Below are 14,496 nucleotides of genomic sequence, written 5' to 3'. Positions count from 1 at the left end.
TGTGCAGCAGCCCCTTATTGATTGTATAAGATCAGTCCTTCTTCTCTGCGGTGCGGGCAAAGAAGTTGGCAAGGACAGCACCGGAAATGTTATGCCACACCGAGAACACAGCGCCGGGGATAGTTGCCAGCGGATACTGTGCAAAGTGAGCAGCGGCCAGCGAGGTGGCCAGACCGGAGTTCTGCATGCCGACCTCGATGGAGATCGCGCGGCACTTGGTGGTATCCAGCTTCAGCAGCTTGCCCACGCCAAAACCGGTGAGGTAGCCCAGCAGGTTGTGCAGGATGACCACGGCAAGGATCAGCAGGCCGCTGGTCATGATCTTGGCGGAGTTTGCAGAAACAACGGCGCAGATGATGAGCACGATGGCGGTGGTGGAGACCAGCGGCAGCACGCGGACAGCATTCTGAGTGAAGGCGTGGAAGAAGTGGTTGACCACAAAGCCCAGTGCGATGGGCACCAGCACTACTTTGACGATGGACAGGAACATATTTACAGGGTTCACATCCACGCGCTGACCGGCATACAGCAGGGTCAGCAGGGGAGTCAGGAAGGGTGCCAGCACGGTGGAAACGGCAGTCATACCGACGGACAGTGCAACGTCACCCTTGGACAGATAGGTCATCACGTTAGAGGAGGTGCCGCCGGGGCAGGTACCCACAAGGATGACACCGATAGCCAGCTCGGTGGGCAGGTGGAACAGCTGCGTCAGCGCCCATGCAAGGAAGGGCATCAGGGTGAACTGCGCAATGCAGCCAATGATCACGTCTTTCGGGCGGCTGAACACCACCTTGAAGTCCTCCGGCTTCAGGGTAAGACCCATGCCGAACATGACGATGCCCAGCAAGGTGTTGACCCATGCGGTCTTTACCACGCTGAAGGTGCCGGGGAACAGCAGCGCCAGTGCCGCCACCACAATGACGATGGCGGCCATATACTTGCCCACAAAGTCGCTTACTTTTTCCAATGTTTTCATGATAAACTCTCCTTTTTCCTGAACACTTATTTTTGCGGATGTAAAGGCAATGAAACATCCGGGAAATGGCTTTCCCGCAAATAAAAACGCCTTTGCCCCTTACGGTTCGTAAGAGACAAAGGCGTATAAACTCCTCTGCGGTACCACTCTTATTGCCGGTGCAAAGCCCGGCCCCTCAGTGCGCATCCAACAATGCGCGGCCCGTGATAACGGGGGCCTGCCGTTCCCGCTTACTGGGGCGTAGACACCGCCCATTCAGCCGGAAAGCTCGGAGAGGATCTTCCCACGGATGCCCTGCACTGCCTTACACCAACCGGCAGCTCTCTGTAACATTCTTTCCGGGTACTCTTTCTCGTCATAGCCGAATATTTCACTGCCCGGAGTATACTCCCATGGGGGACTGAAGTCAAGGGATATGACCCGTCTGTTTTTTCATCTGGTTCATATCATGAGTGAAAGCAGTTCAGGCAAGGCCTGTCCGGCCAGCTTTTGCCGGGCGTGGATCCTTTATAAAAAAGTAAAGTGACCGCTGGCCACTTCACCTTTTTTGTTTGCGGTAAACTGTGCTTTTATGGCGCACCGGTGCGCCCGATGGAGCAGACTGTGCCGCCCATACCGAGGGTCGTTTTGATGCCGACCCCGCCGTAGGGCGCGAAAGAAAGCAACGCGTTCCAAAGCTCCAGAAGCGGCGGCGCAAGATGCGCTTCGACCGTTACGCTGCCCTGAAAGGACGGAATGCGCGTTTCCTTCAGCGGATAACGTGTGGTGCGCAGGTTGTAGTCCACGATATGCAGCCCCTGCTGCAAGGCCAGCAGCGCATCATCATCCGTAAGAGCGTATTCCGGGAAAGCGGCGTTCCAATGCGCGGTCAGGCTTTGCAAAAGCAGCGTTTCCTGCGGAAAAATAGCATAGCGGCCGGACTGCTTGAAGGCGCAGGGCGACAGAAAAACAAGCTTTGCGCGGTTTTCATCGAAGGAACGACCAAAGCGGATCAGCTCGGCGGCGGAGACTGCCGGGGAAACACGGACTTCTGTGACCGGCAGGGTCAGTTCGTGCAGAGAAATCTCCTTTACGGACGTCAGAAGGGGAGAGACGCTCTGCCGGACGGTTTCGTTCAGCAGGTTGACCGTCCAGATCAGCGCCTGCTTTTCCGGCGAAAAATGCAGGAAATGCGCAATGGGGTGCTCCCCTTGCAGATGCAGGGCATCGCCAACGTCTGCCGGAAGCTGTGCCATCAGCCAGCCATACAGGCGGTAGGCCCATGCCTGCGGGACGCGTACCCCTGTGGGTGGCGCTAAAACAAGCTGAAGCTGCTGGATCATAGGATACTCACCTCGCAATACCCATAGGGATAGAACTGGCCGCGAAAGCGGGCGTATTTCATGGTGTGCGGGGAGATGCCATACGGCTTCACGTCATCCTGATGCTTGTGGTTGGAGAACATTTGCGTCATCTGTTCTGCCGTCCAGCGCAGCCCCTTTTCTTCGCCCAGATAGGGATACGCCAGCGACTTGGCAAAAAAGCCGGAGCCGCCGCCAAGGATCAGGTGTGGCTGCTGCGGCAGGTTGACGGCACCGCTTGGCGCGGTGAAGTGCCTGCTGTATGTCTGCTCGTAATAAGTATCAAACTGCTGGATGGCATCCATAAGGGACTCTTTGGTAATACGCCCCTTCAGCACCGATTGATCCAGCGTCAGCTTAAAACGAACCTTAGCGCCGGGGATCGCGCATTCCCGGAACAGGGGAAGGCCTTTCTTGCTGTTCTTTGGAAAGGAACCGTCCGGAAGTACATCGAATTTTCCGCAAAGAGCCATCCGCTCATTCGGGATGGGCTTACTGTCGGAGACCTGAACACCCCGGAACAGGCTGTTGACCGCATCGGAAGCGATGCTGCCGTCCTCCTGAAGGCGCAGATGCAGCTGATTGATGTATTTTTCCTCCGGGAATGCGGCGTTATCGTCTGACGCAAGGCTGTGCCCGGTGCTCTGGTCGGCCCGAACGGCCTGCAAGAGCCATACGGTGCGCAGTGCACCCTTAAGGCTGCTGCCGGGAATGTACGCCCTGTCATGGGCATCCCGCTGGAAGGTGTAGAGATTTTTCGGCGGATTTGTAACGGCATCTCCCGCCTCGATCGTATAGCGGGTCAGCGCGTTCAGATCCGTATCAGAAACGCCGCAGTCCTCGGTCAGAAAATCCCGGAGATTGGACTGATTGCAGAGCATGAACTGGATGTACCGGTCGATCAGCCCGCGATCTGTCAGAAAGGTGAAAAATTTCTGTTCGTCCAGCAAGGAGGCTCTTCCGTTGCGGGTGCAATACAGGTACTCTGCTTTCGTGTACATGCGGCCGTCACCGATGAACAGGGGCGACCGCACGGTCAGGGTCAGGTCGAATATTTGCAGATGATCCTGCTGTTTCGTCATAAGGTCACCCCCATCAGGATCGGTTTGGAATAACGGTATGCCGGGTGCGCATCGGTCAGGCTGACATCGTACAGCGCCCCCTGATAGGAGTGCTGCAGCACAGAGCCGGCGGCAAGGGCATACTGCGTTTTTTTCTTCAGCGGCGTTTCCACGCGGTCCGAGGCCATAAAGCCGCTGCGGCGCACCAACTGGAAGGAGGCGTCTTTTAAAGCGCTGTCCAACTCGTTCGCCTGCGGCAGGCTGGTGGTCAGCAGCAGATAGGGCGCACGGTTGGCAGCAAGTGCACGGCGCAGCCACTTGGCCTGCGCGTCAGGGGGCGTATTCAGGCAGAGCTTTTGCACCACATGGAATTTGCCGTAACCGGTGCTGACCCTGCCGCCGATCCCGGTGATGCCCAGCCCTTCCAGCAGGGCGTGCAGCTTTTTGTCCTGTCCGCTTTCCGAGACGCCGCAGATGAAATACAGCCCGCAGTCCGGTGCAAAGCGGAACAGCCCTACCTGATAGGGCTCGGTGTCTCCCTGCGCGGGGATCTTTGCCTTGGTCTGCTCGTAATGCGTGCCGAAGCTTTCCGGCTGGTCATCGGGCGTAAAATGCCCTGCGTGCAGGCTTTTGGCATAGCGGTCAAAGGCCAGCACAGGGATCCACGCCATCTTTTTGACTTTTTTGCGCAGGGTGGTCTCCACCTCCTCGGTGGATTCCGATGCAGCGATGGGTTTGGGCAGATAGAACGTTTTGTCGTACCACGGCATCGTATCGCTGAACAGGAGTTTGCCCTGCCGGACACTTTCGCATAGCCGCTCCAGCGCGGCTTCCCCCTGCTGGACGAGGGTCTCGTGGCAGAGGGCAGAAAACAGGGTATCTGCCCGCAGTGTCTCCTCGGAGGTGTAGAGCGACAATGCGGAGTCCGAACCGCCGAAATGCACAGCGGTGTCGAACTGAAGCTTAAACAGAAAATAGTTCATAGCTGTCCACCTCATCAAAGAGGGCGTTCAGGCTGTCAAGTTCCACCGGTGCGCCGTAGTTTTTCAGCGTAAAGTTTTTCAGGCTGACGCGGCCGCTGCCGCGGGAGCCGTGACCGCCCAGATAATCCCATTGCAGCAGCTTCATGCCCTTGGCCAGCAGGGCAAGATCTTCCTCCACCTGTGCCGGGTCGGTTACATCGTAAACAATGCTGACGCCAAACACTGCACCGGCGATCACGCGCTCGATCTGGCGGGGGGTTGCCTGCGCGTTTGCACGGGAAATCGTGTTTTCAGTCTTGACCTCGGTCACGCGCACGCCCTTGCTGGAAAGTGCCTCTGCATTGGTCAGAAAGGCGTCTGCAAATTGCAGGCGGGAGCGGCGCACCGGCTCGGCGGAGCCGAACAGGCGCAGAATGCGTGCGTCGTCCGCACTGAGATCGGGCATATTCTCAATATCCTGACAGAGGCTGCGGGCCAGCAGGGTGCGCAGCTTGCCCTTCAGGCTGCTTCCGGGCACGATGGGCAGACCGGTATAGGGGTCGCGCACCACCGGGCTGTCCACAGCACCGATGGCAGAAAACGCAGAGGAACCGCCGATGTGCATACCGGTGCGCACGATCAGATCGCACCGGATCAGAATTTTTCCATACATAATCAATTCTCCTTGCCGCCAAGGTAGCGGTGGAAAGCGACCAGCGCTTCCATGTAGTGTGCAAAACGGATCAGATCCGCACGGTCGGTGGAAATGCCCTTGAGGTATTCCCGCAGATGCGCTTGTGTAATAAACTCTCTCATGGGATAAACTTTATCTTTACCGACACTTTCTCCGTTGTCGCGGCCATACTCGTAGGCTACGCGCACCCGCATCAGGTTGAGCTTGACCACACTGTCCGGTTTCAGCTTGTCCTCGGTGCGGATGCTTTCGTCATTATAGATATCGGTCACAAGGCTTAGCAAGTTGCGGATCTTGCTGGTGGTCACGGTCGTGCCGCTGCTTATCAGGGCGCGCATAATGCGCTCGGCCTCGTCCACATAATTCTCCGGCACCTTTCTCGGTATGGTCTCCGGCGGGAGCGCCTTCTGCGGGTCTTTGCCGCCGCGGCTGTTGTTATTCTGTTCTGCCATCTGTGTCGCCACCCTTTCTGTTCTGATACACATAAATGTAGATCGCGGTGATGAGCTGGTGACGCTGCACGGCATCAAAGGCCCAGTCGTCCATCATGCTGTGAGAAAATTGTTCGTAGAGCGGATAGTCCGGCGCGTTCTTTTTGGGGGAGAGCCGCGCCAGCAGATAGGCATACCGCGCAAGGTTGATGCGGTCGTTCTCCGCTTCCCGCAGCAGTGCCAGCAAATTGTAGAGCATGGAATTTCCGCGCGGGGTCTCGCCTTTGTCTGCGCAGCTGCGGTCATAGGCTTGGAAGAAGCGCTGCAAGCAGCCAACCTTTTCTTCCAGCACCTTTGTGCGGAAGGTGTCCCACGCATAGGTATGCCCCTGCTCCGGCTGCACCAGCAGATTGCCCTTTGCATCCCGGACGGCTTTGCGCTCCGGCGTAAACAGCGCCACGGCATTTTTACCGGGCAGATGCTTGGCGGCTTCCTCCAGTGCGGCGGTTTCCTCGGCAGAAAGCCGGATGGGGTAGTGGGGGTCGAAGATGCCGATGCCTGCGCTGAGGGTCAGCGCCCCGCAGGAAAAGGCGGTCAGATTGCGCTGGATGCGCTGCGCGGCTTCCAGAACATCGTTCCATGCGCCCACAAGGAATACGTCATCGCCGCCGGCATAGACGATGCTCACCTGCAAGCCGTCCAGAATGCCATTGATATAACCCTTGAAAAACAGGGACATCTGCCGGGAGAATGCCGAGGTGCGGGACAGGTTGACATAGCGCATCCGCCGCACTGGGTCTTTTTCGTTCTCCTGCTCAAAACCGGAGATGAACGCGTGGCCGAGATTGTCCACATCCATGCGGCAGACCGCAATGCGGCGCACGCCCGCAGCCTGCTCGGCCAGTTCATCCATGCTGTTTTTGGCGGCGTAATCGCCCACATACAGGTTGGTGGTGGAGGGAAGGGGGCTGTACGGGGTGTTTTTGGTGTACATCCGCAGGACCGGCTCGCCGGAAGCAAGGCGCTTTTGCGCCGAAGCCCGGTCGGTCGTGGTCAGGTAGACGCTGCCGCCGTCCAGCGTGGGCAGCGTGCAGTCATCGGCTGCCGAGGGCTGACGGCTTACCACCAGAACGCTCCTGTGCTGAATTTTGTCAGAAAACTTCACAAACAGCCTGCACCACGGGCAAAGTTCGTCCGCAAGGGCGGCGCTGGTGCCGCACACCTTGCATTCCCGGCCACCCGGAAATGCGGCGGCATCGTTCAGCAGCCGCAGATCTTCGGCGGTGTAGCGATGGAATTTGTGCTGCTCCAGCAGCCGGTTCACCCGGCGGAACAGCTCCTTATAGGGGCTGCTCTGGGCGGGGGTGTTGGTCAGGTCGTTGCCGGAGCAGGGCGTCCATGCGTTTGCCAGAAACAGCTGGGTGCCGAACTGCTGTTGCAGCCAGCGGTTGAACTGCCGGTTCCAGCGGGTCAGGGTATCGGTTACGGCGGCGGTGTTGGGCAGCAGCACATAGCAGTGCCCGCCGCCGCTGTAAATCAGGTTGGCGCGGGACACGCCGCACCCGGCCAGAAGTTCGTCCAGATAGTGCTCCATGAACAGCTCCAGAAAGAACGACCGGCTGCGCAGGGAGCGCAGGGCGTTTTCGGTGCGGACGGTATAAAGGAACTTCTGGATGCGAGAAAAATCTGCGGTGTAAAGCAGAAAAACGCCCTTCCGGCAAAAATCGTTCTTTTGCTCAAAAAGCGTTTTACGCAGGTCGGTGATGTGGTTCGCCTGCACATATTCGCTAAGGCACGCCGCAATGGCTGCGGTGGTCTTGGCGTGGTCGAACAGAGAAATATCCGCGCCATCCCCGGGATAGATGCTGGACGGGAAACAGCCAAGCTGCGTTTCCAGCAGCCCCAGCAGCTTGCCGAGCTGTTCCGGCTGGGGCTGCAACTGCGGCAGCTGCTCCTCCAGCGTGCGCACGGCCTCAACATAGACGGCAGCGGAAAGCGGCTGGGACTTCTGCGGCAATTTCAGGCTGCCGTCCTGCGGCTGCGCGGGCATCGCCCAGCCGGGGTGGGAACCGTTCAGGTGGGTGAACACCGCATCCAGCGGAAGCTCCCGCCGGTAGGCATCGCTTTCGCCTTCGGTCTCCCGGCGGTCAGCCGCGCCGGAAAGCAGGTTGGCCAGATAGACCAGATACGCCGGAGAATCGGCCGGCAGCGCCTTTGCAGCACCGCGCAGCGCGGCGGCGTGGTGGTAACGCACGCAGTCCAGAACCGGGGCCCAGTCTGCGCCGGACAAAACACCGCGCAAAAACTGGCAGCCCTGTTCACTGTGGCTGCCGCGCTGCCCACCGGCACGGTACACCGCTTTGCCGGTGTCGTGCAGCAGCCCGCCATAGGTGGACTGCAGGGTGAGAACGTTCAAAATACCATCTCCTTTACAAATTGTGGAAGAGTTGCACAACAAACGAAGAGTATAATTGTATATTTTGTGAGAGATGCTTTAATTTGGCTCTATTATAGCACATTTTGTCGCAATACAAAAGCCATGGCAGAGAAAATGCCGCAGCAGCTCTGTTCATAGAGAAAAAGCCCACGAAAACCGAAAAGTTAAGGCACGCAAAAGAAAAACTCCGCACCATTTTTGGTGCGGAGTTTTTTGCCCCCTTGCGGGGATAAGTTGAAATTGGTCTTGACCGGTTCACCAAGATGGTTCATGATCGTTTCCGTCCCCTTGCGGGGATAAGTTGAAATACGGTGAGGGCAAGTTTGGTGATTATAATTTCTTGTTTCCGTCCCCTTGCGGGGAGAACCCTCTCAGTCACGGCTTACGCCGTGCCAGCTCCCCCGAAAGGGGGAGCTTAGTACAAGGTAAGTGGCAGCTGGAAAAGCTCTCCCTTCGGGAGAGCTGGCGCGCAGCGCCTGAGAGGGTTTTGCGGGGATAAGTTGAAATCCGAAGAAAAGCGTCTCCGCGCAGAGACTGAAAAGTTTCCGTCCCCTTGCGGGGATAAGTTGAAATGGTGATGATATCAGAGTCATGCCTCTGATCAAAGGGTTTCCGTCCCCTTGCGGGGATAAGTTGAAATCTAAACATCTCTGTTGTGGGTATCGGTAACTGCGGATGTTTCCGTCCCCTTGCGGGGATAAGTTGAAATTTCAATAAGACTTATAGCGAAGACGAAGTTAAAGAGTTTCCGTCCCCTTGCGGGGATAAGTTGAAATTTGTCCATCCTAATGGATTCATGGCTACTTTCGAGTTTCCGTCCCCTTGCGGGGATAAGTTGAAATAGCAAAGCTGTTCTAAGAAAAAGAGAAAAATACTTGATTTCAGGGCAGCTTTCACAATTTCAAGACCAATATACCACAACCATACGAAAAATAAAAGAGCATTTTGGCAGGAGGCTGGAAAAGCGGGTGCGAGCCGCTCACCGAAATGGAGAAACAGGCGGCTGAATGGGGACAGCTGCACCGGGAAGCTCAGGGCGAGCCATAGCGGCGGAAGCCTGCAAAGGCGAAGATGCTGCGCTTTAGGGTGCTGCCGTCCGGGCAGGTGGTCTCCTGGCTCTTGCGGCGGGAGCAGGCGGCCAGCGTGGGGATGCCCGCGGCTTCCAGCCGCTGGACTACCCGGTACACAAAGGTGCACTCGCCCTGACAGAGCACGGCGTCCGGGTTAAGGTGCAGGATGTGGTCGGCGTATACCGTGGCAAGGGAGTCCAGCGCGGCCTCGTCAGCGGCGGGGTCGATGGCGGGAAACGCAAGATCGACCACCGTGCCGTAGCGCTGTGCAGCCGCCTGCTGCTCGGCGCTCCACAGGGCGTAGGGGTGGTTGGAAAAGTTGATGAACATAGCGTGTACCTCCCGGTTCTTTAAAAAAGGCTCCCGTCCGCACAAAACGGACGGGAGCGCTGGCGCGGGGCTCACCGCTCGTCGATGCGGTGGCCAACGTTGTTGCCGGCCAGAGCGCCGGTAACGCCGCCAACGATGGCGCAGGGGATGGTGCCGGCAATGGCGCCGACAGGGCCGCCCACGGCGATGCCGATGGTGGCGCCCTTCACGGCGCCTGCGACGGCGCCGGCTGCGGCGCAGCCCAGAGTAGAGATCAGCTCGAACATGTTTTTCACCTCCTTTCACCTACCAAAAGCCCATGGCAAGGGTGCAGTTAAGGCGGAAAAAAATAAATCTGCATAAATTTTTTAAACCATTGTAGCAGCGGCCTTTTTATGGTATGATGCAGATAATAAATCTTATAAAAAGGAGTGTTGCCCTGTGCTAAAGACTTATATCACCACCGTGCCTTTGCAGGGAAAGCTGGACCCCATGCTGTACCAGCGGGAGCGGGCAGAGGCCCCCACGGCCACCTGCTTTCCCATCGTGCAGGTAATGCGGGATACCCTTGAACCCGGGGACACGGTGCGGCTGCTGGCTATCCGGCAGGAAAACGCCGATACTGCCCGCAACTATCAGCGCCTGCTGGAAGAGCTGGCGCAGCTGGGCATTGCAGAAGCGCAGGTGGAACTGGTGCACCTGCCTGAGGATCAGCGCCCGGAAACGCTGATCGGCCTGTGCCGGGATCTGGTGGATGCCCTGCCGCAGGTCACCCGGGTGTATGCCTGCATCACCTACGGATCCAAGAGCATCCCGGTGGTCACGCTGACCGCGCTTAGCTGCGCCGAAGCCACCCACACCGAGCTGGAGGTGGGCGGCGTCTATTATGGCGAGGTCAAGCGGGAGAACGGAAAGGTGGTGGGTGCGCGGCTTTACGAAATGTCGGCACTGTACCAGCTGGCCGGGCTGGTGGGCACCATGCGGGACAGCAAGACCGCAGAAGAGGTGTTCCGTCAGCTGATCTGGATGAGCCAGCACCGGGAGGACTGAACTGCCATGAAGAATGATAAAGTATGGGATAAGATCGATGCTTCGCCCCTGCTGCAGCTGCCGCCGGAGCAGCGCAAAGCGCTGCACGAGGCGGGGGATGAACAGTTCCGCACCCTCTGGGGAGATTGCTTTGCCGCTGCGCTGACCCTTGGGCAGCCGGTGGACGGCGGGGACTTTTGCCGCATCTTCCTGAAGGCGTTCGACTTCTGGGTGCCGAAGCCCGGGCAGACCTTCAGCGCCTATCTGCGCAGCGCCCTGAAGCACCAGAACGCCCATGACGCGCAGCAGGAACAAATGGCGGTGACCGGCTTTGGCCGGGAGACCAACCGCAAGATCAAAAATGCCTTGGCTTATATGGCGAAGAACCAGATCACCGAGGAAAAGCTCTGCCACGACCCGGAAAAAGAGCAGCTGGTGGCCGATATTGCTGGGGTCGGGGTCAAGACCCTGCGGGAGGCGCTGCGCAACAAGCAGTCGATCCTCAGCTTGGACGGCACCGACGGCGAGGAGACGGCACTGGAAACGCGGGTCGCCGCCCCTGCGCAAAGCGTGGAGGAGCAGGCCGAGCAGACCGGTGAGCTGCTGGCATGGCTGCACCGCGGCATTGGGCTGATGAGCTTGCAGCAGAAGGAGCAGTACGGCAAGACTGCCGGCCCGCTGTGGAGCAGCGTACTGCTGGGCTTTTTGCGCAACAGGGACGTGCTGCCCCCGGCAGAGGATACCCCCGCGCGGCTGGCAAACTGCGATGATCTGCGTCCGCTGGAACAGGACAACTGTCTGTGGGACATCCTGCTGCTGCATAAGTATGTGGCGTTTACCGTTCAGCCGCCCTATGCACCCAAAGCGCTGGAATGCGCCGCGCTCCACGCTCTGCTGGACCCGGAGCGCAACCCGGCGCAGGATAAGACCGTGGCAGAATTTCTTGGTGTGAGCCGGGCGGCGGTGTCGCAGCGGCGCAAAACATGGCAGCAAAAACTGGTGCAGATGAAAACGGAACAGGAGGACATATAAGATGGGACGCGATGTTTTACTTTTATATATGAGCCCGAAAAACCCGAAGTACACGACCCAGACCAACGAGGGCGCGGTGCGGTACCTGATAAAGGAAAAGGAGACCCCGGACTGCATTCTGGCACTGTGCAGCGAGACGGTGCGCAAAAAAGCTGTGGTGGAAATGCCGGACGGCAGCACCTGCACCACGCTGGAATATTTCCGCGATGCGTTGCGCAGGGTGGGCATCCCGGCAGAGCGGCTGGTGGTGATCGAAGTGCCGGACAGCATGGATGACGAAAAAAAGCAGTTTCAGGCCATCTCGCAGCTGCTGGAAAAGATCAACGAAGGGGACACCCTTTCCATCGACCTTTCCGGCGGTATGCGGGACACTGCCATGCTGCTGGTGACCGCTGCCCGCTGCATGCGGGACCTGCGCGGTGTGCAGACCCGCCGGGTGATCTATGCAGAGCTGCGCGGGGAAGAGCCTGTCGCGCACGACCGCACCCAGCTGTATGATCTGTTCGACTTTGTTACCGCCATGGACGCGTTCTTCTCCACCGGCACCGCGCAAAAGCTGAAGAGCTATCTGTGGAGCGAGGGCGAAAAAGACCCGGTGCTGCACACGCTGCTGACCCGCATCAACCAGTTCTCGGAAGATCTGGCGCTGTGTCGGGTGCAGAAATTGAACGACGATCTGAACCAGATCGATCAGGCACTGAAAGAAACGCCCGAGAAGAGCCAGAACCTGACCGACCTGTTCTTCCGGATGCTGAAAGACCGTTTCAGCACCGAGTTTGCAGAGCTGCTTTCCTCCGGCGAAAAGGCGTTGCCTGCACTGGTGAGCTGGTGCGCCGACCACGGGATGTACCAGCAGGCGCTGACCCTGCTGTGCGAGCAGATGCCGGAATATGTCTGCCAGCATCTCTTTGTGCAGCCCACCTCCAAAGGCTGGGACTATCTGGCAGATCAGAAGCAGAACAAGGGCAAGCCGTGGGTGTACCCGCTGTTCCATTTCCATTTCTGCCGGTTGGCATTGTTACAGAAAGGGCGCTGGAAAGAAGTTTGTACAACTAATTTGTGCCTGACCAAAAGTAAAGATGATGCGGGCGGCAATATGCTGTTCGGCGTAGCAAACGATGAAGAAATGCACAAATATCTGAATAGGGTACTTGCCTCTGACCAGCTGGTCATCGACCCTGCCATCCGCCCGCAGCTGGAGCAGGCTGCCCTGCACTACCAGTGTGTGATGCAGTACCGCAACCAGATCAATCACGCCAGCGCCAACGACCTGGGCTTGCAGAGCAAGCACGTTTTGCCGCTGGATACCGAGAGCATTAAAGAGACCCTGCAAAAGATCACCGCCTATCTGAATGAGATCCGCCCCTTGAAGCGGAACGTCCCGCAGGACATCGAGGAAATTCCCGTTGACGCGGCCATCCCCGCCGGAACGCCCGCCCGCTGACCCTAAAACAGAAGAATCCTGAAAAGCAAAGCCCCTCCGCACTGGTTCATACCAGCGCGGAGGGGCTTTTTTGTCCCCTTGCGGGGATAAGTTGTAATTCTGAGTATGTCATTTACCATCTCGTATCAGATAGGTTTCCGTCCCCTTACGGGGAGAAACTGTAATCAGCCTGTTTTTTCGGAACAGACATTAAGCCGAAGGTTGCCGTCCCCTTGCGGGGATAAGTTGTAATCTTAAATGATTTTGTGAATAAGAAATATGGGTGCTTAGTTACCGTCCCCTTGCGGGGATAAGTTGTAATAGCAAACTTCACCGGAAAAGCGCGAAAAATACGCGCAAAACAGGGAAGAACGCATAATACAAAACTATTATACCTCTTTTTGCAGCAAAAGAAAAGGACGTTTTCAGGAAAAAAGGCCGTATTACGGGGTGCGAAGCGGAAAGCCCGGCGGGCGGCAAAAGCGCCCGCAGTGCACAAAACCCGCCCGGCGGGGCAGAAGGTGCTCCGGCAGGGCGGGTTTTTTTGGTACTGCTTTGGGTGGTTTACAGGATACGCACCCGGATGACGGCGGGGATGCTGCTCAGCTTCTCGCTCAGGCGGGCGTCCACAGCACCGGTGGCGTCCAGCATGGTGTAGGCCATGTTCTTTTTGCTCTTGTTCACCATGTTTTCAATGTTCAGGCCGGCTTCGGTGGTCAGGGCAGTGATCTGGCTGATCATGCCCGGCTCATTCTTGTGGATGATGCAGATGCGCTTGCCGCCGGCGCGGGGCTGGTGCACCTCCGGCAGGTTGACCGAGTGGGTAATATTGCCGTTGCGCAGGTAATCGCTCAGTTCCTGTGCCGCCATGATGGCGCAGTTGTCCTCGGCTTCCGGGGTGGAAGCGCCAAGGTGCGGGGTGCACACGATGCCGGGACGGCCCAGAATGGCCTCGGAGGGGAAGTCGGTCATGTAGCCGGACACCTTGCCGTTGTCCATGGCTTCCAGCAGGGCGGCGGTGTTCACCAGCTCGCCGCGGGCGTAGTTCAAAATCTTGACGCCGTCCTTGCACAGGGCAAGGGTCTGGGTGTTGATGGTGTCCTTGGTGGTGGGCAGGTAGGGCACATGGATGGTGATGTAGTCGCACAGGGGCAGCATATCGTTCAGGTTTACGCAGTGGTGCACCTGACTGCTCAGGTTCCATGCGGCTTCAATGGAGATGTAGGGGTCGTAGCCGTAGACCTCCATGCCCAGCTCGATGGCGCAGTTTGCCACCCGGGAGCCGATGGCACCCAGACCGATGACGCCAAGGGTCTTGCCCTTGATCTCGTTGCCCACGAACTGCTTTTTGCCCTTTTCCACGCTCTTTGCCATGGCGGGGTCACCGGCCAGACCCTGACACCACTGGGCGGCGGCGGCCACATTGCGGCTGCCTGCGATGAGCATCCCGATGACCAGCTCCGCCACGGCGTTGGCGTTGGCACCCGGGGTGTTGAACACCACGATGCCCTGCTCGCTGCAGCGCTCCAGCGGGATGTTGTTCACACCCGCACCGGCGCGGGCGATGGCCAGCAGATTATCGTTGAAGGTGGTGTTCAAAAGGTCGGCGCTGCGCACCAGAATACCGTCCGGGGCGTCGGCATCCACCGTGACATCGAACTGGTTCTTGGGCAGCTTTGCCAGCCCCACCGGGCTGATGGCGTTGAGCGTTTTAATGGTGTACATATCTGAA

At 58.2% G+C, this 14,496-nt stretch carries 13 protein-coding genes, 1 CRISPR repeat array and 1 other annotated feature; of the genes, 3 read left to right on the top strand and 10 right to left on the bottom strand.

The annotated features are described in order from the left end of the window. Nucleotides 1–31: 31 nt before the first annotated feature. The 9 genes from DXB44_RS03960 to DXB44_RS03920 all read right to left on the bottom strand — a co-directional run bounded on the left by DXB44_RS03960 (nucleotide 32) and on the right by DXB44_RS03920 (nucleotide 9,567). Nucleotides 32–976: a bile acid:sodium symporter family protein gene (locus DXB44_RS03960; protein WP_097778528.1), complete on the bottom strand. Its 945-nt coding sequence runs from the start codon at nucleotides 974–976 to the stop codon at nucleotides 32–34. Nucleotides 977–1,084: 108 nt separating this feature from the next. Next, nucleotides 1,085–1,344, bottom strand: a binding site (T-box leader). A gap of 201 nt (nucleotides 1,345–1,545) precedes the next feature. Beyond that, nucleotides 1,546–2,298 (bottom strand): CRISPR-associated endoribonuclease Cas6, encoded by a 753-nt coding sequence (gene cas6 / locus DXB44_RS03955; protein WP_118657816.1) that lies wholly within the window; start codon nucleotides 2,296–2,298, stop codon nucleotides 1,546–1,548. Then, nucleotides 2,295–3,398: a type III-A CRISPR-associated RAMP protein Csm5 gene (gene csm5 / locus DXB44_RS03950; protein WP_118657815.1), complete on the bottom strand. Its 1,104-nt coding sequence runs from the start codon at nucleotides 3,396–3,398 to the stop codon at nucleotides 2,295–2,297. The genes cas6 and csm5 overlap by 4 nt, the downstream gene beginning before the upstream one ends. Beyond that, nucleotides 3,395–4,360: a type III-A CRISPR-associated RAMP protein Csm4 gene (csm4, locus tag DXB44_RS03945; RefSeq protein WP_158581871.1), complete on the bottom strand. Its 966-nt coding sequence runs from the start codon at nucleotides 4,358–4,360 to the stop codon at nucleotides 3,395–3,397. The genes csm5 and csm4 overlap by 4 nt, the downstream gene beginning before the upstream one ends. Next, nucleotides 4,341–5,012: a type III-A CRISPR-associated RAMP protein Csm3 gene (gene csm3, locus DXB44_RS03940; protein WP_118657813.1), complete on the bottom strand. Its 672-nt coding sequence runs from the start codon at nucleotides 5,010–5,012 to the stop codon at nucleotides 4,341–4,343. The genes csm4 and csm3 overlap by 20 nt, the downstream gene beginning before the upstream one ends. 2 nt (nucleotides 5,013–5,014) lie before the next feature. Then, nucleotides 5,015–5,485 carry a type III-A CRISPR-associated protein Csm2 gene (csm2, locus tag DXB44_RS03935; protein WP_158581870.1) on the bottom strand — a complete coding sequence of 157 codons (471 nt, stop codon included), beginning with the start codon at nucleotides 5,483–5,485 and terminating at the stop codon, nucleotides 5,015–5,017. After that, nucleotides 5,469–7,880, bottom strand: a complete 2,412-nt coding sequence (gene cas10, locus DXB44_RS03930; RefSeq protein ID WP_158581869.1) for a type III-A CRISPR-associated protein Cas10/Csm1 — start codon at nucleotides 7,878–7,880, stop codon at nucleotides 5,469–5,471. Before cas10 ends, csm2 begins: the two co-directional genes overlap by 17 nt. A 496-nt stretch (nucleotides 7,881–8,376) precedes the next feature. Continuing rightward, nucleotides 8,377–8,743: direct repeats of the CRISPR family, unit length 32 nt; unit sequence GTTTCCGTCCCCTTGCGGGGATAAGTTGAAAT. A gap of 189 nt (nucleotides 8,744–8,932) precedes the next feature. Further along, nucleotides 8,933–9,301, bottom strand: a complete 369-nt coding sequence (locus DXB44_RS03925) for a hypothetical protein (RefSeq protein WP_118657810.1) — start codon at nucleotides 9,299–9,301, stop codon at nucleotides 8,933–8,935. A 71-nt stretch (nucleotides 9,302–9,372) separates the two neighbouring features. Continuing rightward, nucleotides 9,373–9,567, bottom strand: a complete 195-nt coding sequence (locus DXB44_RS03920) for a hypothetical protein (RefSeq protein ID WP_055186895.1) — start codon at nucleotides 9,565–9,567, stop codon at nucleotides 9,373–9,375. Between the two features lie 154 nt (nucleotides 9,568–9,721). Here DXB44_RS03920 and DXB44_RS03915 point away from each other — a divergent pair, with 154 nt between their 5' ends. From DXB44_RS03915 to DXB44_RS03905, 3 genes are read left to right on the top strand one after another with little or no spacing between them, the layout of a single operon-like run. Further along, nucleotides 9,722–10,330, top strand: a complete 609-nt coding sequence (locus DXB44_RS03915) for a TM1812 family CRISPR-associated protein (RefSeq protein ID WP_118657809.1) — start codon at nucleotides 9,722–9,724, stop codon at nucleotides 10,328–10,330. 6 nt (nucleotides 10,331–10,336) lie between these two features. Continuing rightward, nucleotides 10,337–11,341 (top strand): hypothetical protein, encoded by a 1,005-nt coding sequence (locus DXB44_RS03910; protein ID WP_118657808.1) that lies wholly within the window; start codon nucleotides 10,337–10,339, stop codon nucleotides 11,339–11,341. Nucleotide 11,342: 1 nt separating this feature from the next. After that, nucleotides 11,343–12,785: a TM1812 family CRISPR-associated protein gene (locus DXB44_RS03905; protein ID WP_118657807.1), complete on the top strand. Its 1,443-nt coding sequence runs from the start codon at nucleotides 11,343–11,345 to the stop codon at nucleotides 12,783–12,785. 543 nt (nucleotides 12,786–13,328) lie between these two features. On the opposite strand, the gene DXB44_RS03900 is transcribed toward DXB44_RS03905, so the two are convergent. Beyond that, complete coding sequence (locus tag DXB44_RS03900) at nucleotides 13,329–14,489, bottom strand: phosphoglycerate dehydrogenase (protein ID WP_055186891.1); 1,161 nt, start codon at nucleotides 14,487–14,489, stop codon at nucleotides 13,329–13,331. Between the last annotated feature and the right edge of the window lie 7 nt (nucleotides 14,490–14,496).

The organism is Faecalibacterium sp. OM04-11BH (assembly GCF_003482185.1).
Lineage (GTDB): Bacteria > Bacillota > Clostridia > Oscillospirales > Ruminococcaceae > Faecalibacterium > Faecalibacterium tardum.
Note: the sequence above shows the minus strand (reverse complement) of the source record. Positions and strands in the feature narration are given on the sequence as shown.